Annotated in this window: 15 protein-coding genes and 1 pseudogene; 9 read left to right on the top strand and 7 right to left on the bottom strand. The window is 62.8% G+C overall.

Features of this window, described 5'->3' with window-relative positions; genetic code table 11:
* Nucleotides 1-14 precede the first annotated feature (14 nt).
* The 4 genes from CJ177_RS11320 (at nt 15) to CJ177_RS11305 (ending at nt 6,673) form a co-directional block, all read left to right on the top strand.
* Nucleotides 15-2,054, top strand: coding sequence for a hydantoinase/oxoprolinase family protein (locus tag CJ177_RS11320; RefSeq protein ID WP_095867766.1), 2,040 nt, complete (start codon nt 15-17; stop codon nt 2,052-2,054).
* A gap of 4 nt (nt 2,055-2,058) precedes the next feature.
* Nucleotides 2,059-4,020: a hydantoinase B/oxoprolinase family protein gene (locus CJ177_RS11315; protein ID WP_005250370.1), complete on the top strand. Its 1,962-nt coding sequence runs from the start codon at nt 2,059-2,061 to the stop codon at nt 4,018-4,020.
* A 51-nt stretch (nt 4,021-4,071) separates the two neighbouring features.
* Complete coding sequence (locus CJ177_RS11310) at nt 4,072-5,091, top strand: zinc-binding dehydrogenase (protein ID WP_179443206.1); 1,020 nt, start codon at nt 4,072-4,074, stop codon at nt 5,089-5,091.
* Between the two features lie 91 nt (nt 5,092-5,182).
* On the top strand, nt 5,183-6,673 hold the full coding sequence (locus tag CJ177_RS11305; RefSeq protein ID WP_005250367.1) for an aldehyde dehydrogenase: 1,491 nt from the start codon (nt 5,183-5,185) through the stop codon (nt 6,671-6,673).
* Nucleotides 6,674-6,734: 61 nt separating this feature from the next.
* Here CJ177_RS11305 and CJ177_RS11300 read toward each other — a convergent pair whose 3' ends face one another.
* Complete coding sequence (locus CJ177_RS11300) at nt 6,735-7,931, bottom strand: aldo/keto reductase (protein WP_095867764.1); 1,197 nt, start codon at nt 7,929-7,931, stop codon at nt 6,735-6,737.
* 59 nt (nt 7,932-7,990) lie between these two features.
* Nucleotides 7,991-8,302: a hypothetical protein gene (locus CJ177_RS49370; RefSeq protein WP_005250362.1), complete on the bottom strand. Its 312-nt coding sequence runs from the start codon at nt 8,300-8,302 to the stop codon at nt 7,991-7,993.
* 204 nt (nt 8,303-8,506) lie between these two features.
* Between CJ177_RS49370 and CJ177_RS11290 the strand changes: the two genes are divergently transcribed.
* Nucleotides 8,507-9,340: a helix-turn-helix domain-containing protein gene (locus CJ177_RS11290; RefSeq protein ID WP_373560044.1), complete on the top strand. Its 834-nt coding sequence runs from the start codon at nt 8,507-8,509 to the stop codon at nt 9,338-9,340.
* Between the two features lie 281 nt (nt 9,341-9,621).
* Here CJ177_RS11290 and CJ177_RS11285 read toward each other — a convergent pair whose 3' ends face one another.
* Entirely contained in the window at nt 9,622-10,524 is a 903-nt protein-coding gene (locus tag CJ177_RS11285; protein WP_095867763.1) for a LysR family transcriptional regulator, read from the bottom strand.
* A gap of 48 nt (nt 10,525-10,572) precedes the next feature.
* On the bottom strand, nt 10,573-12,078 hold the full coding sequence (argH, locus tag CJ177_RS11280) for an argininosuccinate lyase (protein WP_095867762.1): 1,506 nt from the start codon (nt 12,076-12,078) through the stop codon (nt 10,573-10,575).
* Nucleotides 12,079-12,358: 280 nt separating this feature from the next.
* On the opposite strand from argH, the gene CJ177_RS11275 reads away from it, so the two are divergent.
* The 4 genes and pseudogenes from CJ177_RS11275 to CJ177_RS48280 all read left to right on the top strand — a co-directional run bounded on the left by CJ177_RS11275 (nt 12,359) and on the right by CJ177_RS48280 (nt 16,081).
* Nucleotides 12,359-13,693 carry an MFS transporter gene (locus CJ177_RS11275; protein WP_179443204.1) on the top strand — a complete coding sequence of 445 codons (1,335 nt, stop codon included), beginning with the start codon at nt 12,359-12,361 and terminating at the stop codon, nt 13,691-13,693.
* 109 nt (nt 13,694-13,802) lie between these two features.
* Nucleotides 13,803-14,411: pseudogene (locus CJ177_RS11270) on the top strand (IS5 family transposase); the annotation flags it as partial.
* A 151-nt stretch (nt 14,412-14,562) separates the two neighbouring features.
* Nucleotides 14,563-15,681: an alpha/beta fold hydrolase gene (locus CJ177_RS11265; RefSeq protein WP_005250351.1), complete on the top strand. Its 1,119-nt coding sequence runs from the start codon at nt 14,563-14,565 to the stop codon at nt 15,679-15,681.
* Between the two features lie 229 nt (nt 15,682-15,910).
* Nucleotides 15,911-16,081, top strand: a complete 171-nt coding sequence (locus tag CJ177_RS48280; protein WP_005250348.1) for a hypothetical protein — start codon at nt 15,911-15,913, stop codon at nt 16,079-16,081.
* A 164-nt stretch (nt 16,082-16,245) separates the two neighbouring features.
* Here the strand turns inward: CJ177_RS48280 and CJ177_RS11255 are convergent, their stop codons facing one another.
* The 3 genes from CJ177_RS11255 to CJ177_RS11245 all read right to left on the bottom strand — a co-directional run bounded on the left by CJ177_RS11255 (nt 16,246) and on the right by CJ177_RS11245 (nt 19,403).
* Entirely contained in the window at nt 16,246-17,580 is a 1,335-nt protein-coding gene (locus CJ177_RS11255) for an NtaA/DmoA family FMN-dependent monooxygenase (protein WP_179443202.1), read from the bottom strand.
* A gap of 111 nt (nt 17,581-17,691) precedes the next feature.
* Complete coding sequence (locus CJ177_RS11250) at nt 17,692-18,444, bottom strand: amino acid ABC transporter ATP-binding protein (protein ID WP_179443239.1); 753 nt, start codon at nt 18,442-18,444, stop codon at nt 17,692-17,694.
* Nucleotides 18,445-18,449: 5 nt separating this feature from the next.
* Entirely contained in the window at nt 18,450-19,403 is a 954-nt protein-coding gene (locus tag CJ177_RS11245) for an amino acid ABC transporter permease (RefSeq protein ID WP_095867757.1), read from the bottom strand.
* Between the last annotated feature and the right edge of the window lie 2 nt (nt 19,404-19,405).

Genomic DNA, 19,405 nt, shown 5'->3' with positions numbered 1-19,405 from the left:
CGAAGGATTCCACGATGATTGCAGTCGATGTCGGCGGCACATTCACCGACGTTGTCGCACTACGCGACGGACAGATCAAGACCGCGAAGGTCACCACCGATTACGCCGAGGTGTTCGGGCCGGTCCTCGAGGGCGCCGCGGCGCTCGGCGTTGAGGACGCCAGCGTCTTCAACCACGCGAGCACTCACGGCCTGAACGCGGTGATCACTCGGCGGCTGCCCAAGATCGGTTTTCTCACGACCGAGGGGCACCGCGACATCCTCGACATGGGACGGGTGTGGCGTCCGGCGCACGCCATCCTGGACTCGCGCTGGCGGCGAAGCTTCGGTGACGCCGCGCGTCCGCTGGTTGAGCGGTACCTGCGGCGCGGCATCCACGAGCGGATCACCGCCGACGGCGGCGTGCTCTTCGAGCTGGACGAAGCCCAGGCCCGCAGCGAACTGGAAGTGCTCCGAAGCTGCGGCGTCACCGGTGTTGCCATCTGCCTGATCAACGCCTACGTGAATCCGGCGCACGAGGTGCGCCTGCGCGAACTGGTCCGCGAGGTCCTCGGCGACGTTCCCTGCTCGATCTCCAGCGAGGTCTCTCCTCTCGCCAAGGAGTACGCACGGGCATCGACCACGGTGATCGACACGCTGATGAAGATCATCTACACCGACTACACGGCCAAATTGGAGAAGAGCCTCGCCGACCTCGGGTTCAGTGGGGAGCTCAACTTCGCCGACTGTGCCGCCACCCTCGTTCCGTCCAGTCGTGCGATGGAACTACCCTTCCGCATCGTCTTCTCCGGCCCTGCTGCCGGAACCGTCGGGTGTGCCCATTTCGGCGGGTTGATCGGAGAGAACAACCTGCTCTGCGCGGACGTCGGCGGCACGTCGATCGACATCAGTGTGGTCACGGCGGGTGAACCGTTCGTCAACACCAGCTTCGAACTCGAGCACGACCTCGTCGTGAATGCACTGGCGAACGACATCTCCAGCATCGGCGCCGGTGGCGGCAGCATCGTCGCGATCGGGCCTGCGGGCGAAATTCAGGTCGGCCCGGACAGCGCAGGATCCTCCCCCGGCCCCGCCTGCTACGGACGCGGCGGCACCCAGCCGACCACCACCGACACGTGCCTGATGATCGGGATCATCGACCCCGCCCGGTTCGCCGGCGGCGCGGTGAACCTCGATCCGGCACTGTCCCTGCAGGCCTTCGAGAACCTCGATTCGGAGTTCACGCTGGCGCAGAAGGTCCGCTACGCCTACGAAATGGCCGTCAACAACATGGCGGAGGGCGTGTTCAACGTCGCGATCAAGAACGGTGTGGACCCCCGCGACTACAGCCTCGTCGCGTTCGGAGCGGCCGGCCCGATGCTGTTGCCCGCAGTGCTCGACACGGTGCATTGCAAGCAGGTGATCGTGCCACCGAATCCGGGCCTGTTCTCGGCGTTGGGCCTGCTGTCCGCGGACCAGGTGTTCACCGCCAACCGCAGCGCCTACATGCTGCTCACTCCCGAGGCCGCCCCGACGATCGACACGTTGCTCGGCGAGATGGAATCGCAGCTGCGCGAAGGGCTCGACGAGGGCACCGGCGTGACGTTCCACCGCAGCATGGACGCCCACCTCGCCGGGCAGAGCTGGGAGACACCGTTCGTCCCGGTTCCGGACGGCGTCATCGACGCCGACGCGATCACCACCATGGTCCAGTCCTTCCACGACACCTACGAGAACCGGTCGGGCAACCGATTCGAATCGATGCCCGTCGAAGGCGTGACGTTCCGGGTCCGGGCGGTCCTCGACACCCCGAAGGTCGCCTACCCCGAAGCCCCACGGCGCGGCGACGCCCCGCTGAAACCGGTCCGGACGACGGTTCTGCGCTACCTCGGCGACATCGACGCCGACGGTGAAGGAGCACAGACCGCCGACGTGTACGACCGCGACACCCTGTGCGCCGGAGACGTCGTGGAAGGCCCGGCGATCGTCGACGAAGGCCTGTCGACGACGCACATCGGTGCCACCCAGCGGGCGACCGTCGGCCGCTACGGCGAACTGATCATCCGGAGGAAGTGAACCCATGACCACTCTCGAAACGTCCGCGGCGAATGCGGCCGACCAGGCTCGGCTGCGTGACATCTCGGACTCCCAGTTCACCGACGCCTACGGCTGCGACCGCTTCACGGCGGCAGTGATTCTCAACAGGCTGCGGTACGCGGTGGAACACATGTCCACCGGATTCATGCGTGAAGCCTTCTCCCCGATCATCCGCGACTGGTACGACTTCGCCTGCACCATCAGCGGTCCGCCCGATCACAACTATCCGATGGCCGTCGTCAGCAACAGCCTCGTGGTCTTCCTCGGCACACTCGGCGACGCCGTGCGCAACACGGTCGAGGAGTTCGGACCCGAAAACCTGTCCCCCGGCGACGTGCTCATCTGCAACGACCCATACCGCGGCGGAACCCACGTCAACGACGTGTGTTTCATCCGCCCGGTCTTCGTCGACGGCAAGATCGTCTCGTTCGTGAACATGCGCGCTCACCAACTCGACATGGGCGGCACCGTGCCGGGTGGATTCTCCGCCACGAAGGCGAACGTGTACGAGAACGGTCTCGTCATCCCGCCGATGCTGTTGTGGTCCAAGGACGAACCAGTCCGCTCGACGTTCAGTTTGATCTTCGACAACACGCGGTGGGGCGGGATGCTGCTGCCCGACTTCAAGAGCATCTACCAGCAGCTCGAGCTGGGCGAGCAGCTCGTGCTCGAGAATATCGCACGCTACGGTCTCGACGCCTATCTGGGGACACTGACCTACGCCTGCGACACGTCGGCGGAACGTATGCGCGACGCGATCGCACTCGTACCCGATGGCGACTACGAGGGATCGGCCGTGATCGACGCCGACGGTGTCGACGACAGCATCGACTACACGGTCAAGGTGACGCTCCGCAAACGTGGCCGGGACGTCGAAGTCGACCTGTCCGGCACCTCTCCGCAAGCACGCACCTGCATCAACTGCGGTGTGCTCGACACCAAGACGGCCGTCGGCGTCGCTCTGACGATGCTGCTGGACCCCGAGGTTCCGTTCACGTCCGGAACCTGGCGCAACATCGACCTCGCCACTCCGCCGGGCACGTTGGTCTCGTCGCTACCGCCCGACGGCGGAATCATGATGTTCTGGGAAGCGTCCGGGGCGGTCGTGTCCGCCGTCTTCGATGCGCTCAATCCCGCTCTCGGAGAGAAGGGTGTGGCCGGCGACTACGGTTCCACCAACACCCACAACGCCTCCGGCGTGACTGCCGACGGATCGCCGTGGACCAGTGCCACCCAGTGCGGCGGTGAGCACGGCCCCTGGGGCGCGACGAAAGAGGGCGACGGTGACAGCTACACCGTCCTGTTCTTCCTCAACAATCTCGACCCCGCCACCGAAACCATCGAGCACGACTCCCCCGTAGTGATGCTCCGCAAGGAACACGCGATCGACACCGGCGGTCCCGGCACGTTCCGCGGCGGCGCCGCCAACCTCAAGGACACGCTCTGGCTGAGCGAGGGCAACCACTACCTGTCGCCGTTCCGCACCAAGGTCCCGAGTGGAGTCGGCGCCAACGGCGGTGAACCGGGCCCGAACGGCGCCATCTGGATCTTCCCGCCGGAGGACGAGGAGGGTGATCGGCCGCGGATGATCGGCACGTCCGCCGACGTCTACACCGACAGCGTCCCGGTCGCCGGGGTGCTCGACCCCGAGACGAAGGCCCTGGATCCGGACGACGGCGTCTACCACTATTTCGCCAGTCAGCAAGTGTGGCAGACGAAGACCGGGTCGATCCTGCGGTGCCTGACCAACGGCGGCGGCGGTTGGGGCGACCCGTTCGCCCGCGAGCCCGAGCGTGTGCTCGCCGATGTCCGCAACGAGTACGTCAGCGTGGCGGGCGCGGCTCGCGACTACGGCGTCGTCGTGATCGGCGACCCGCGGTCCGATCCCGAGGAGCTGCGCGTCGACGTGCAGGCCACGGCGGCGCTCCGAAACCGGCCGAGCTGAGTGTGTGCGGCCCGAGCAGTTGCTCTACCTGACACGAGGAGGAAGAAGACAATGCAGGGAATCACGTTTCCGGGGGATGGCCGAGTCGTTCTCAAGGAGTTCCCGGCACCCCAACCGGGGCCGGGAGAAGTAGTCGTTCGGATGCGGGCGTCCGGGATGTGCGGCAGCGATCTCCATTTCTACCGGGGCGCGGTGTCTTTCGGAGGGAGCGCCGACACCATTCAGGGGCACGAGCCCTGCGGTGACGTACACGCTGTCGGGGAGGGGGTGTCCCCCGGCACGGCTGCCGTCGGCGACCGCGTCATGATCCACCACTACTGGGGTTGCGACGTGTGCGAGCAGTGTCGCTCCGGATGGCCGCAGATGTGCGACCGCGGAGACGCCCAGACGATGAGCATCACCACCCACGGCGGGCACGCACCGTACGCCGTCGTGCCTGCCAGGACACTCCTGCCGCTTCCCGACGGCCTCAGCTACAAGGCGGGCGCAGCGATCGGCTGCGGCACCGGAACGGCGTGGGGAGGTCTCATGCGGCTGGGCGACATCGGCGGGAAAACGCTGGTCGTCTTCGGGCAGGGCCCGGTCGGACTGTCCGGGACCATGCTCGCCTCGGCACTCGGGGCCCGGGTCATCGCGGTCGACGTCAACAATTCGAGACTGGAACGCGCACGCAAGTTCGGCGCGAGTGAGGTCGTCAACTCGGCCGAGGTGGACCTGGCCACGACAATCGCCGATCTCGCCGGCCGCCGGGGCGTGGAGCTGATCCTGGAAACCTCCGGAGTAGCCGGCGGCGACGCGCTGAGCATCCTCGGAAAGTGGGGACGGGCCTGCTTCATCGGACTCCCCGGGGAAGTGCACTTCCGGACCGAGGAACAGTACAAGAAGCAGTGGACGATCATGACGTCCTGGACGATGTCCACGATCCAGCAGCGGCGCTGCGCCGAGTTCGTCGTCGAGCACGGACTCCCGATCGACGACCTCTACACCCACAGCTGGTCGCTGGACCAGGCCGCCGAGGCGTACGAGTGGTTCGACAAGCAATCCGACGGCAAGGGGGTCTTCGAATTCTGACACCCGGCCCGGCCACCGAATCAACGACAACCCTCGGCCGCACCGGCCGACCACGACCGTTTCGGCCTGCGGCCGGACGGGAGGAGAACGAATGCTGACACAAGACGAAACACCACTTGCAGTACCTGATTTCATTCAGGGCGCGAAGAAGAATCTGATCGGTGGCAAGTGGATAGAAGCGACATCCGGCCGGCAGATCGACACCGTCAATCCGGCGACAGGGCAAGTGCTCTGCAGTATCGCCAGGGGTGACGCGACGGATGTCGACCGTGCCGTCTCGGCGGCCCGCCAAGCATTCGAGGGTGAATGGAGTCGATGGACGCCGCATCAGCGCCGCAAGTTGATACTGAAGATTCATGACATCGTCCTCGATCACTTCGACGAACTGGCACTGATCGAGACGATGGACATGGGCGCGCCGCTGTCCCGGACTCGAGGACTCGCCGAGTGGACCTCGCAGGTTCTGCAGTTCTTCGCCTCCCAGTGCGACGCCGCGACCGTGGCGACACCACCGAACTCGCTTCCCGGGGATTTCCTCACGCTCAAATCCCTCGCCCCCGTCGGCGTGGTCGGCGGGATCATTCCCTGGAACGGCCCCCTGATCGGCCTGTGGTGGATCTTCGGCCCGGCACTCGCTACCGGATGCACCGCGGTTCTCAAGCCTGCCGAGGATGCCTCGCTGTCGGTGCTGCGGGTGGCCGAGCTGATGATGGAAGCCGGTGTGCCCGACGGCGTGATCAACGTCGTGACAGGGTACGGCGCCGATGCGGGCCAGGCTCTGGCGGAACATCGGGACGTCGACCGGATCGCGTTCACCGGATCGATCGGCACCGCGCAGACCATCGTCCGCGCGTCCGCCGGCAACCTCAAGCGTCTGCAACTGGAGCTGGGCGGCAAGTCGCCCGACATCGTCTTCGCCGATGCCGATCTGGACAAGGCCGTGCCCGGCGCCGCCATGGGTGTGTTCACCAACAGCGGCCAGGTCTGTGTCGCAGGCACGCGGATCTTCGTTCAACGTTCGATCCACGACGAGTTCGTCGAGCGCATGCAGGAATTCACGAAGACCATCCGCGTGGGAGACGGACTCGACCCGAATACCCAGTTGGGGCCGCTGATTTCGGAGCGTCAGCTCGAGCGGGTCATGCACTACATCAACCTCGGCGGCGACGAAGGTGCGAGGCTGGCGAGCGGCGGCAACCGCCTCGGCGGCGAACTCGCATCGGGTTACTTCGTCGAGCCGACCGTCTTCGCCGGCGCGTCCAACGACATGACCATCGCCAGAGAGGAGATCTTCGGGCCGGTCGCCTCGGTGATCCCGTTCGACGACATGGACGACGCGCTGCAGCTCGCGAACGACACACCGTTCGGGCTCGCGGGCGGTGTGTGGACCCGCAGTCTGTCCACCGCACACAAGGTCTCGCAGAACATCAAGGCCGGAACGATCTGGGTCAACTGCTACGGCGTCCTCGACCCGGCCATCGGCTTCGGCGGCACCAAGATGAGCGGTTACGGCTGGAAGGGAGCCCGCGAACACGTGGAGGGCTACCTGTATCCGAAGGCCGTCTACATCAATCTCGACTAGCAGAACCTCGAGCGCCGCCCGGATCTCCGTCCGGGCGGCGCTCAGCTGTTCTTGCCTTTCGCTAAAGGGCGGGTGCTTCGACACCGGTCTGGGCGAGTACTGCCGGTGGTAGCCGGTCGCCGTGGATCGTGATTCCTGCCAAAGCAGTGTTCAGCTCCTGAAGCTCGTCATCGCTGAAGGCGACTTCCTCCGCTCCGAGATCCTCCAGAAGGTGGGCGGTTCTCGTGGCGCTCGGAATCGGGACGATCCACGGTCGCTGCGCCATCAGCCAAGCCAGGGAGATCTGCGCGGCAGTGGCGCCCTTACGCACAGCCCACTCCTGGATCAGCTGGACCAGGGGCATGTTCGCTGCCAAGGCGTCGGGCGCGTTCCGGGGCACCGCGGCGCGGAAGTCTCCCTCAGCGAACCGGGTGTAGGGATTGATCGTCCCGGTCGTGACGCCCATTCCCAGAGGAGCCCAGCATACGAATCCGATCCCGAGCTCTTCGCACAGCGGCAGGATTACGTCCTCGGGTCCACGCCAGAGCATCGAGTACTCGTTTTGGATCGCGGTGAGCGGCTGGACCGCGTGTGCGCGGCGGATGGTATCGGGCCCTGGTTCGGACAGGCCGAAGTGCAGGACTTTGCCCTCGCCTATCAGATCTTTCACAGTGCCTGCCACGTCTTCGATCGGGACTGTGGGATCCACTCGATGCTGGTAGAGCAGGTCGATGCGATCGGTTCGCAGACGCTGCAACATCTCGTCGACCACTTGCCGGATGTGGTCCGGGCGGCTGTTCGGGCCGCCGCGTCTCTCACCGGATTGTGGGTCGAAGTCGAACCCGAACTTTGTCGCGATCACTACCTGATCGCGGACGGGTTCAAGAGCTTCCCCGACGATTCGCTCGGACTCGAGCGGCCCATACGCTTCGGCCGTGTCGAAGAAGGTCACTCCTTGGTCGACAGCTGCTCGAGTGAGGGTGATCATGTCCGCACGACCACTGACGGGGCCGTAGAGCTTGCCGGGCATGGTTTGGCATCCGAGCCCGATGCTCGAGACTTCCAAGGACCCGATTGTGCGGCGCCCGGTGACCGTTGTGGCCGCAGTCACCAGCCCTGCACCCTCGCCGGCGCCGCTCGTGCCGACGGCACCGGACTGCGGGGTTTGCTCGGCCGACGTGCAGCTAGCCGCCATCCCGGCGACCAGCGGGGCTGCGGCCAACCCCGCCGCTCCCATCAAAAACTTGCGGCGACCGCGATCGGTCGGGTTGCTGTGCACTGCGCTCTCCTGGTCAGTTGTTGAACTCTGTCGTCACCGCGGTCGGCGACGGCGTGGACTCACGCCTCGGGTATCTGCCGTTCGTTTCGAGAGTGACGCTGTCCGGTCCGGCCCGCCGCGTACTCCGGGGTCGAACGCGTCGATCGCGGCGAGCGGCTCGGTGGGAGCTCCAAGGCGAAGACGTCGAAGTCCTCGGCGATGCGGGCAGGCTTCTCGTTGAGGTACACGGCGGGCGTGTCGATGTGGCGGTAGCCGAGGCGGAAAGCTTCCTCGACCGCAGCGGTCGTGGAGTCCGGCGGGGTCTGGAAGACACCGAGCCCGATTGCCGGCATCTCGACACCGGTGTTCGAGGTGAGCGTCTTCTGAGGCACGCCTCGACAGTAGGTACTCGTCCAGCAGTGTGAGAGTCACTGTCGTTATCCCCCAGAAGCGAGCTCGGTCCATGCTGACAGGCACTTCCATGCACTCCCACGCAGCCCACCGCGAGGGCTACCGTCGATTCCATGGATCTCCGCCGCGAAGTACAGCAATTCCTCACCGGGATGCGGGCGCGCCTTACTCCCGAGGAGGCAGGTGTGACGATCTTCGGCGGCGAACGCCGCGTACCCGGACTCCGCCGCGAGGAGGTCGCGCAGCTCGCCGGAGTGAGCACAACGTATTACACCAGGATGGAACGCGGGAACCTCCGTGGAGTATCGGAGAGCGTGCTGCAATCGCTGGCCCGCACATTGCACATGAACGAGGTGGAGACCCAGCATCTGTTCGACCTCGCACGAGCATCCGAAGGCGCGCGGACGTCACGTGCCAAACCCCAGTCGTCCCTCCCGCAGCGAGCAACGCAACTCCTCGACGCGATGGGCGATGTCCCGGCCGTAGCGCTCGGACGGCTCGGCGACTTGGTCGGAGCCAACAGCCTCGGACGAGCCCTGTTCCCACATCTATTTCCCGAGAACGGTGAACCGCTCAACCACACGCGCTATCTCTTCCTCGACGACCGCTCCCGGGAGTTTTACGTCAACTGGGAACGCAGCGCCCGGCAGAGTGTGTCGGGCTTGCGTCTCCTCGCCGGCCGCGACCCCGGCGACCGTGCCCTCATGGCCCTCGTTGGCGAGCTCGCCACCCACAGCCCCGAATTCCGCACCTGGTGGGCAGGGCACACGGTCGCGGTCCACACCAGCGGAACCAAATCGATCCGCCACCCCGTGGTCGGTGAACTCACAGTTGCATTCGAGACCCTGGCCCTCGGCTCGACCCCCGATGTCCGAATCGCCACCTACCTTGCCGACCCCGGAACTCCGTCGGCTGACGCCCTCGACCTGCTACGCAGCTGGGTCGCAACCACCCACACACCCGCGGAATCCGAGCCCTCCACGCACCCCGGACAGAGGCAGGACGACCACCGAACCTGACATCCCCCGGGGACCGGCGGCGGATAGACCGATTCGAGCCATCACCGGCAGACGGCGGGCAACCCTGATCACCTTCCTAGCCCGTATCGCGTTCTCGAGCGCGAAGGCTGACCCTGCACCTCCCACACCGGTGGCCCTGGAAATCGAACGGAGACGATCATCCACACCCCAGAGCCAAAAACGGACACCCCCGAACCCACTACCCGACCAACAAGACATCGTTGGATCCAGGCTGAGACCCAGTGAGTGTGAAGCAGAATCCCCCGCACCGGCAATCCTTGCTATACCTCTGACCTACACAGCGGCACCGACGCTGTTCTCACAAGCTCGCCGAGTCGATTGATGCTCGCGTCGATTTTGTTCTTCCGAACAACCAACCGCATCGGTACAGTCGCGATCCGTGGGCTCAGCGGACAGTACGCAACCCCGTCCATTTTGAACGCGGACACGCGCTCGGGAACAATCCCGATTCCACGATTACCTGATATCAATGGAATGATGTTGTATCCGGAAATGGCCTCGGCGACCACGATTGGCGTAAAACCATTCTTCGAGCAAGCTGCGATGACGGTATCGAATTCCAACGACGCGCGGCTCCGGTCGGCGATTACGAGAACCTCATCCGCAAGCTCTCGCCATTGAACGACCCCTCGTCGCGCCAACGGATGCGATATCGGCACTGCGGCACAATAGTATTCCGGCGCTGCGTCTACCCAGAACCACTCTTCCCCCAACTCTCGGACTCGCAACAAACCTGCGTCGAGATCACCGGACCTCAGCCGGTCCATTTGGGTCTCGACACCCGCCTCCTGAATTCTCACCGCAACGCGCGGATTCGCGCGCCCGAGTTCGCATAGAATCTGTGGGACAAGACCGATCACAGCTGACGCCACACAACCCACCGTCAGAGTTCGGGTGCTCTCGGTGGCGGCCTCATGCAACAATCCAGGCAAGCGCTGATACCGTTCCAGGATCCGCCTAGCTTCGGGCAACAGCGCTTCACCGGCCGGGGTCAACGAAATTCTTCGCGAACTACGTTTGAACAACTCTTGGTTGACCTCACGCTCCAACGTTCTGATCTGCTGCGTGAGTGGCGGCTGTGAGATGTGCAGACGCGCGGACGCCCTCGTGAAGCTCAGTTCCTCCGCGACGACAACGAAGTACTTCAAACGCGTCAGGCTCATCGCGCACCTCGACCTTTTCGGTTCTGTGGGTAGTTAGGCTTGTTCAAACTATCCCGCAAGCATCCGGTCAATCACTGCGGTGAGCCTTACCTCAGATTCTGCGATATTGCGCTCGCACACTGATGCCGCACGAACGTCGTGCCCAAGGCGTTCCTGCATACACGCGATCTCCCGAGACACCGCACTCGGTGCCGAGCCACCACGCACCGTTCGCCGGTGCACTGATGTGATCGGATCGAGCGCTGAGCGAAGAGAATTCGACGAAAGCGACAATGGCTCTCCTCTGTACATGCACGCAGCTTCGTCCACTATCGCCGACGTCAGATCTCGAGGTTCAAGACCACGCTCGTAACAGAGTCGGATGACAACGGCGCAGATCTGATGCGCGGTACGCCAAGACAGACCGCATTCGGTAACGATCAATGATGCCAGATCACTAGCCGAGGCCCAGTAACGTTCCGAACTCTCCCGCATTCGCCTGTCGTCGACCTCGATGGCATCGAGCATCGTAGACAAGTCCCCCATGATCCGAGGCAGATCTTCGAGCAACTCCCAGAGGACTACGTCGCATTCGAAGCGCTCCAGCATCGGCTGACCAGTGGCACCTCGTTCCGACGCGATTCCGAGAGACATTGCGCCGATTGCCTTTGCGCACTGCGCCTTGATCTGCTGCGGGATATTTGGGTTCCTCTTCTGAGGCATAATGCTCGAGGTCGCACAGAACCTGTCCGGGAAGTCTACGTATCGGTACTCGGTAGACATCCAGAGTTCCAAATCATCGGCGATTCTCGCAAGGTTCATAGCAGCGATGGTCACGACGCTTATCGTCTCCAGACCTACATCATGGCTCATGATCGCGTCCAAGCTATTTGCGATGGGACGATCGAAGCCCAAGAGTTCTGACACGCGCTCTCGGTCTATCTCGAAATCGGTTGTGCTCAATATCCCAGCACCCGCCGGCGACTGGTTCACCCGAACTGCGAGCTCCATATAACGCTGAACGTCACGATCGAGTGTCGCCGCCCACATGCTCAGCCAGTGACCGAGCGTAGTCGGTTGTGCATGCTGAAAAAACGTCTGACCGGGCACGACAGTCTCGACAAACTTCATCGCAAGTTTCAGTAGTACCTCCCGGAGACTATTTAGCATGTGAATATTGCAAAAAATTAGTCTCCTGGCATTCAGTCTCCGTGAAACCTCTGATATATCGCCCGTACTCCTTCCCAGATTGATCCATCCCCCAATTTGCTCACCGAGGCGCTGAATCAACTGCTGCTCGGTCCAATGCATCCCCCCGTCCCATTCGCCGAGCAGAACGCCATTCGCCTCGATATCACGGATTTCAGCCAGCATCTTGCGTCCGTCGCCCTTCTCCACCAGGCCCGTTTCCACCAACATCACCAAGTGGGCCTTATCGAAGTCGAGAATCGACTTCAACGGTGCTCGTTCATGGTTTCGAGACGCAAATAACCTATCGGTCCAAAGCTCCTCGGAAAGCCTTATTCCAGCCGTCCGATAGCCACGGTAGTCGACGGACTTCTGTTGCAAAGACATATTAGATGCCAACCCATTCTTCCTCGGACCATGTGATCAACTCACGCGCGTTGTGAACGTAGCCCCGGTGGTTGCTCCGCCCAAACGCCTGCAACCTGACCGCGCACCTCTACAGGCACCCCACCTGCACGCATACGACTTTCGTATGGAATTACTTGCAAAGCCGTATTAGCTTGCCCGATGACATCCCGGTATAAACACTGCAACAGGCACCGGTGCGTTGACAGATCCGCACCTGCCACACCAGCTCAGAATGCTGTGCCCACACAGGATGCAGACGATGGAAGGTTTTGTAGTGACAGAAGAAACTGCAACCAGGATGGTCGAGTATGACGCCGGCCCCGTACTACCGTTCCATAGGCGGCTCGTCCTCAGCGCATCATCTGGTTCGTTTTCCGACGGCTATGTACTCGGCGTGACCGGGATCGCGTTGGCGGTCGCAACGGACACGATGGACATCAGCGATACGTGGCAGGGGCTTCTCGGGTCGTCCACACTTGCCGGGCTATTTTTCGGCGCATTGATCTGTGGAAGATTGGTGGACCGCTTCGGACGACAGCCATTTTTTGGTCCCCTGATGTTAATTTTCACCCTGGTCTCCCTCCTGCAGCTTCTGACGAGTCCCGATTGGTCATTGTTGATCGTTCGATTCATCATGGGACTTCTCCTCGGGGGAGACTATGTTTCGTCGAAAGCGCTGCTCGCGGAGGTATCCCCACGCCATTGGCGTGGCCGAGCATTGGGCGCACTCGGATTCGCATGGACATTGGGATTCGCGGCCGCCTACATTGTCGGGCTACTCATGCGCGACCTGGGGCCTGATTCCTGGAAGTGGATACTCGCCACATCTGCAATTCCATCAATCATCAGTTTCGCTCTACGTATCGGCGCACCCGAGTCGCCTCGTTGGCTTGTCCAGAACGGACGCGTGGCCGAGGCTCGAAAAATTGTGACTAGCCGGATGGGTGCGAACTACAATTTGCCGGAGACTGCCCCGAAGTCGGTCGAGCCGAGCCTGCGAGCGCTTTTCCGTTCCGACACTGCGAGAAGCACTTTCATAGCGTGTTTGGTGTATACCGTTGCAGTCATGCCCACCTTTGCTCTCGGTACGTTCCTACCACGTGTCGTAGAAACACTGGGGGTAGAAAACCCATACACGGGTTCACTTGGATATTACTGTTGCGCCGCCATAGGGCCATTCCTGGGACTCCTTGTGATAGACCGCCTTTCACGCAGAACGATGGCCTTCGGCGGCTTCCTTGTTTCTGGGCTCCTCCTGCTTCCGTTGATGATATCCGGTGCGAGTCCACTGTTCATTGTCCTCGTCTTCGCTACCTTCGCGCTGGTCACAAAGGCAACCAGCACAGTTGGGTATGTATATCCGTCTGAATTGTTCTCGACCGAGCTGAGGGGGCGTGGGGTTGGTCTTGCGGTGGCATCGAGCCGGTTCGGTGCATCCGCGCTGACCTTCTTCATGCCGATCGTGGTTGGCAACTTCGGGGTTGTGGCCGCGTTGGCAATGTGCGTTGCAGTTCTGCTGGCCGGGGGCGTCGTGGGCTATATCTGGGCGCCCGAGACCTCCAGCAGGGCACTTGATCCAGCGGCCTCTTCATAGCTGAGCGCCTCCGGCTGGACGGCGCCTCTCTACTAGATCGAAGACGGAGGAGCGGGCGCTTCTCTGACGCCTAGCACCTCTCGCGCGTGAGGAAGGATCTAACACAGACGAGTGGGCGGAGTTGTGCGTGGCTCTGGTCGCGATCGACTCGATTAGCGTGCTGGCCCACCAGCACGCGGCGGGTTCACCGGCTGCGGGACCCACAGTGTCTGAGTCGAATTGCACGATTGCGAGCGAGCCCGCCGATCACGCACTGGGATCTTCCCGAGGCGGGTGGACCACGAAGATCCGCGCCCTCGTCGACGGCACCTGCCCTCCGGTCGCCGTGTTGCTGACCGCCGGTCAGGTCGGCGACAACCCACAGCTGGCGCCGCTGCTCGAGATCTATCCGGATCGGCACGGTTGCACGATGCGGTTGCTGGCAGGCAAGGCGTACTCCCATCCCTCGCCTCGGAAACTACTGCGGACCAAACACATCTCGCACACGATCCCGGAACGATCCGATCAGATCGCACGACGGAAGGAGAAGGGCTCCCGAGGTGGGCGACCACCGGCCTTCGATGTCGCGCTCTACCGACACCGCAACACCGTCGAGCGGGGCTTCAACCGACTCGAGCACTGGCGCGGTGTCGCAACCCGCTACGACGAGTACGCCATCACGTACCTCGGCGGCATACTCCTCGCCTCGACAGTCACACCTCACCGACTGCGCAATTAGCAGACAGAACCCAGCCTCAATGTTTCGAGCCACTTTATAGTTGATTGGGTTCCGCACTGTTGTAATGGCGCGTTGCAAGACAGTCTCTTTCGTTCCTGTACACGCCCTGATCCATCGCTGCCTCACGAATTGTTCGGGCTAGGATTCAGCGATGAGCACCCCCAAGCCCTTCACCCTGCGGATCCCCGACGCCGAGATCGCGGACCTGCGCGAACGGCTCGCACGCACGCGCTTTCCTGACGAGCCGCCGCTTGCGCCATGGTCCACGGGGACGAGCGTCGCATATCTGAAATCGCTCACCGACTACTGGCAGAATGACTTCGACTGGCGCGCGTGGGAAACGAAGCTCAATTCGTTTCCACAGTTCACACTGCCGGTCCGCGGCATCGAGGTGCATTTCATCCACGCACCGAGCAAGAAGCCGGGCGCGATGCCGCTGCTGCTGTCACACGGCTGGCCGGGTTCGGTGTTCGAGTTTCACAAGTTGATCCCGCTGCTCACCGAGCACTTCACCGTCGTCGCGCCCTCGCTCCCCGGTTATACGCTGTCGTTCACGCCGGGCCAGCAACGCTTCGGCCTCGTCGAGATCGCCGAAGTCTTCGCCGAGCTGATGACGACGCTAGGCTACGGAAGATTCGGCGCGCAGGGCGGCGACTGGGGCAGTTTCATCACCTCGGTACTGGGCCATCGTTTCGCGGCCCGCACGTCCGGCATCCATCTCAATATGCTTCCGTTGCGGCGCGATCTGAAAATGCCACCGAATCCGAATCCCGAAGAGAGAAGGTATCTCGATCAGCTCGACAATTTCGTCAAAGAGGAGACGGGCTATCAGTGGATGCAGGGAACGCGACCGCAGACGCTTGCGTTCGGCCTGACCGACTCGCCGGCCGGCCTCGCGGCCTGGATCGTGGAGAAATTCCGCGCGTGGACCGACAACAACGGCAGCCCCGAAGACGCCGTCACGCGCGACGAGATGCTCGCCAACATTTCGCTCTACTGGTTCACGGGTGCGATCGGCTCGTCGTTCTGGCCGTATTACGCGCGCATGCACAGCCCGTGGCCGGTGCCGGAGGGCGAGATCGTCGAGGCTCCGATGGGATACGCGGAATTCCCGCGCGAAAACCTCACGCCGCCGCGCTCGCTCGCGGAACAATCCTTCGGCGACATCCGTCGCTGGACCCGCATGACGAAGGGCGGACATTTCGCCGCGCTGGAACAGCCGCAGGCGCTCGCCGAGGACGTCATCGCGTTTTTCGGTGCGCTCGAATGACCGGTACGTCGCGTACAAGTGGGGAGCGAAAGGGTTCGCCGGCACGGCTCGGTCCCGGTTCGCACGGACGGGCTATTGGTGAGACTCTGACCGTCATCACCGAGGCGGTCCTGATCCCCACGCGGACTCCGCGCAGATCACCGCGCTCGACAGTGCCATCGGCCGGCTATCGGACCACTCCCAACGGTGTGGACTGACACCGGTCGAGTCGGCGCCGTGGGCGCTGGGCATGTCGACCGCCTCCGAGCCGCTTGCCGTGGAACGGTCCCGACTCGGTGCCGTCCGCAGCACCACGGTGTCGCATTCGCTCGATCAGCTCCGGGCCGCCTACGTTGGCGGCAACGTCGTCTCCGCCCTCGTCTGCTCGCGCCTGGACGACACCGCCTCGAGATCCGCTTGACCGAGCCCCTACGCCAACGCTGGGCGAAGGGGTTGCCGTCAACCATGTTGGGCGCGGATGCCGGCGATATCGCTCATGTGCTCATCGGGAACACGGACGAGATACATCCTTGTAGTAATGGCAGGCCAGCCCCTCTGTCGCCAGCAGACGAGCTGGCTGCGCCATCAGGCGAGCCGACGGTGTGCTGGGTCGTCTTCGGACCCCCTGAGGACTTCGGGCCTCGCGAGGCCAAGATTATCGCGCAGCGTGGACCCGGTGTACTCCGAGGAATGCAGCCCTCGCCGCTGCAGTTCAGGAAGAAGGCTGTCGCAGATGACGTCGAGCCCGTCCGGCATGTAAACGGGGGTGATGGCGAAGCCATCACAGGCCCCCGTGGTGAACCATTCCTCGAATCTGTCTGCTACCCGAGCCACGGAGTCGGTCACCGTGCTGTGACCCAGTCCTCGCTCACTCTCGAAGATGAGGTCCCTCAGCGTCATCTTGTCGCGTACCGCCATGGCGTAGAAGTTCTTGTACCGACTCGCTCCGAGCCCTCCGGCCGAGCCTGCTACCTCGGGATCCGCAAGGCGGTCCGGCGGGATCGGTGCGTCCAACGGGAGACCGGTAAGGTCTGCCCCTTGCAGGGTGATCTCCATTGCCTTTCGGCCGACCTCCATGTCCACAAGCGTTGCCAGCTCCGCAGCGATCTGCTGCGCCGCAGCGAAGCTTTCACCGATGATCGGCGCTATGCCCGGAAGGATCTTGATCGTCGACGGATCGCGTCCGAGGGCCGCCGCACGGCCTTTGACATCCGAGTAGAACTGTTGCGCCTCTTCGATATCGGTCTGAGCCGTGAAGACGACCTCGGCATGGCGTGCCGCGAAGTCCATCCCGTCGCTGGACTGCCCCGCCTGCACAATGACCGGCCTGCCCTGGGGTGATCGCGGCATCTTGAGCTGGCCTTGCACGCTGAAGTACTCACCCTGAAAGTTGACCGGGTGAATACCATCGCGTCGGGCCCAGACTCGGGAGTCACGATCGTTCACGACCGCATCGTCGTCCCAGGCGTCCCAGAGTTCTTCGGCTACTCGCACGAACTCATCGGCGCGCAAGTATCGTTCCGCGCGCGGCGGCAGCTCGACACCGAACACCTCGCCACCCGCGGACGACGTCACCACATTCCAGCCGACCCGGCCCTTGCTCATGTGGTCGATGCTGGCCAGGTAGCGGGCCAGGTTGTAGGGATTCACAAACGACGTCGACACCGTGCCGATCAGGCCGATTTGCGTGGTGACTGGACAGAGCGCGCTCATCAGCGTCAACGGCTCGACGCCCGTGGAGAAGGGGTCCCTACCGAGGTGGGCCTCGTAGAAGACGTCCGCCAAGAAGAGCGCGTCGAACCCGGCGCGCTCGGCTCGCTGCGCCACCTCGATCGCGAAGTCGAGCTTGTAGAGATCTTCGACGCGGCTTTCCGGCCGACGCCAACTCGATGGGAGCCTGCCTCCAGGATTGAAGAACAAGACTAGATTCATGTGCACATCGGTATTTGACAAGGGATTCCTCCAGTCGGGGTAAAGATGCCGCCTGACTACATGACCGCGTGGCGGGCGGGGCGGTGCAACTCATTACGCCTATAGGACGCGCTCCAAGAAGGCCTTGGTTCGCTCGGCGCGGGGGCGCAGGGTGACCTCTTCTGGGCTGCCTTGCTCCACAATCGTTCCTCCATCCATGAAAACCACGCGGTTGGCTACCTCGCGAGCAAATGCAATCTCATGCGTAACGACCAGCAAGGTCATTCCCTCATCCGCGACGTCGCGAATGACCGACAACACCTCACCCACGAGTTCCGGGTCCAACGCACTCGTAGGCTCATCGAACAGGATCAACTTCGGGTCGATCGCCAAGGCGCGGGCGATCGCGACTCGCTGCTGCTCGCCACCGGAAAGCTGCCGCGGGTACTTGCCAGTCTTCGAGCCCAGGCCGACGCGCTCGAGCAACTCGACGCTCCTCGCCCGCGCCGCCCCCTTTTCCTTACCGTGGACCGTGAGGGGTGCGAGACTTACGTTTTGCTCCGCCGTCAAGTGCGGATATAGGTTGAAGTGCTGAAACACCATGCCGATCTTGGCACGCTGCTTCGCCACGTCCCGCCCCTTCATCTCCCGCAGCTTGCCCCCTCGCTCGCGGTAGCCAACGGTCTCACCGTCCACCATGAGACGTCCGCCATCGAGGTGCTCGAGGTGATTGACGCAGCGCAGCAACGTGCTCTTCCCGGCCCCGGAGGGTCCGATCAAGCAGCAGACCTCACCCTTGGAAACGTCCAGTGACACATCCTTCAGAACCTGTTGATGACCGTAGTGCTTACTGATCGATCGGGCAGAAATCATGGGATTCATGCGCGCACTCCTCTCCGCATACTGCCGAGGATGTCCCCAATGGCAGACTTCTTGGCACTCCGGGTCGTCCCGCGAGCAAACCGCTTCTCGATGAAGATCTGGCCGATGCTGAGAATTGTGGTCATGAACAGATACCAGAGAGCGGCGACGATCAGCAGCGGAATTACTTGGTAGGTCGTGTTGTAAATGTTGCCTACTGTGGTAAGAAGCTCCGTGTACGAAACGATGCTCGCGAGTGACGTCCACTTCAACATCCCGATGGTCTCGTTCGCCGTCGGGGGAATAATCACTCGCATCGCTTGCGGCAGCACGATGAAGCGCAGCGTCTGAGCGCGACTCAACCCGTACGCGTCGGCCGCATCGGACTGCCCTTCGTCGACCGAAAGAATGCCCGCCCTGACGATTTCCGAGTGATAGGCCGCAAAATTCAGGCTGAGTCCAAGCACCGCCGCCAGGAACGGCGTCATGAGTTCATTGGTATTCCAACTCACGAAGGTGAACCCGAACATCTCGATTTCGATGGATGGGAAGACGCTGGAGAGATTGAACCAGAAGATTAGTTGGATGAGGGTGGGCGTTCCCCGAAAGAACCACTGGTAGAACGAAGCAACGCCCTTCAAGATCGGATTCGGCGATAGACGCATGATAGCGATGACGGTCCCGAGAATTACTCCCACTACCATGCAGATAACAGTCATCTGAAGCGTCCGGAGAACACCGAGGAGGACGTCCGTGTCGAAGAGGTAGTCCCAGACTACGTCCCACTCGAACGTCGGCGTTACCACGAGGATCCGCACAGACCAAGCCGCCAGCAACAGGATGACCACAGCCGCCATCCACCGGTACGGGTGACCTAGCTTGACGATAGGAAGAGTCGCATCGCCGGGCGATGGCACGTCTGCCACCCCCTCTTTTGCGGAGGGCGAGGGCGCATCCAATTTGTTGATCATGG

This window comes from Rhodococcus sp. ACPA1, assembly GCF_002300195.1.
Taxonomy (GTDB): Bacteria; Actinomycetota; Actinomycetes; order Mycobacteriales; family Mycobacteriaceae; genus Rhodococcus_F; species Rhodococcus_F opacus.
Note: the sequence above shows the minus strand (reverse complement) of the source record. Positions and strands in the feature narration are given on the sequence as shown.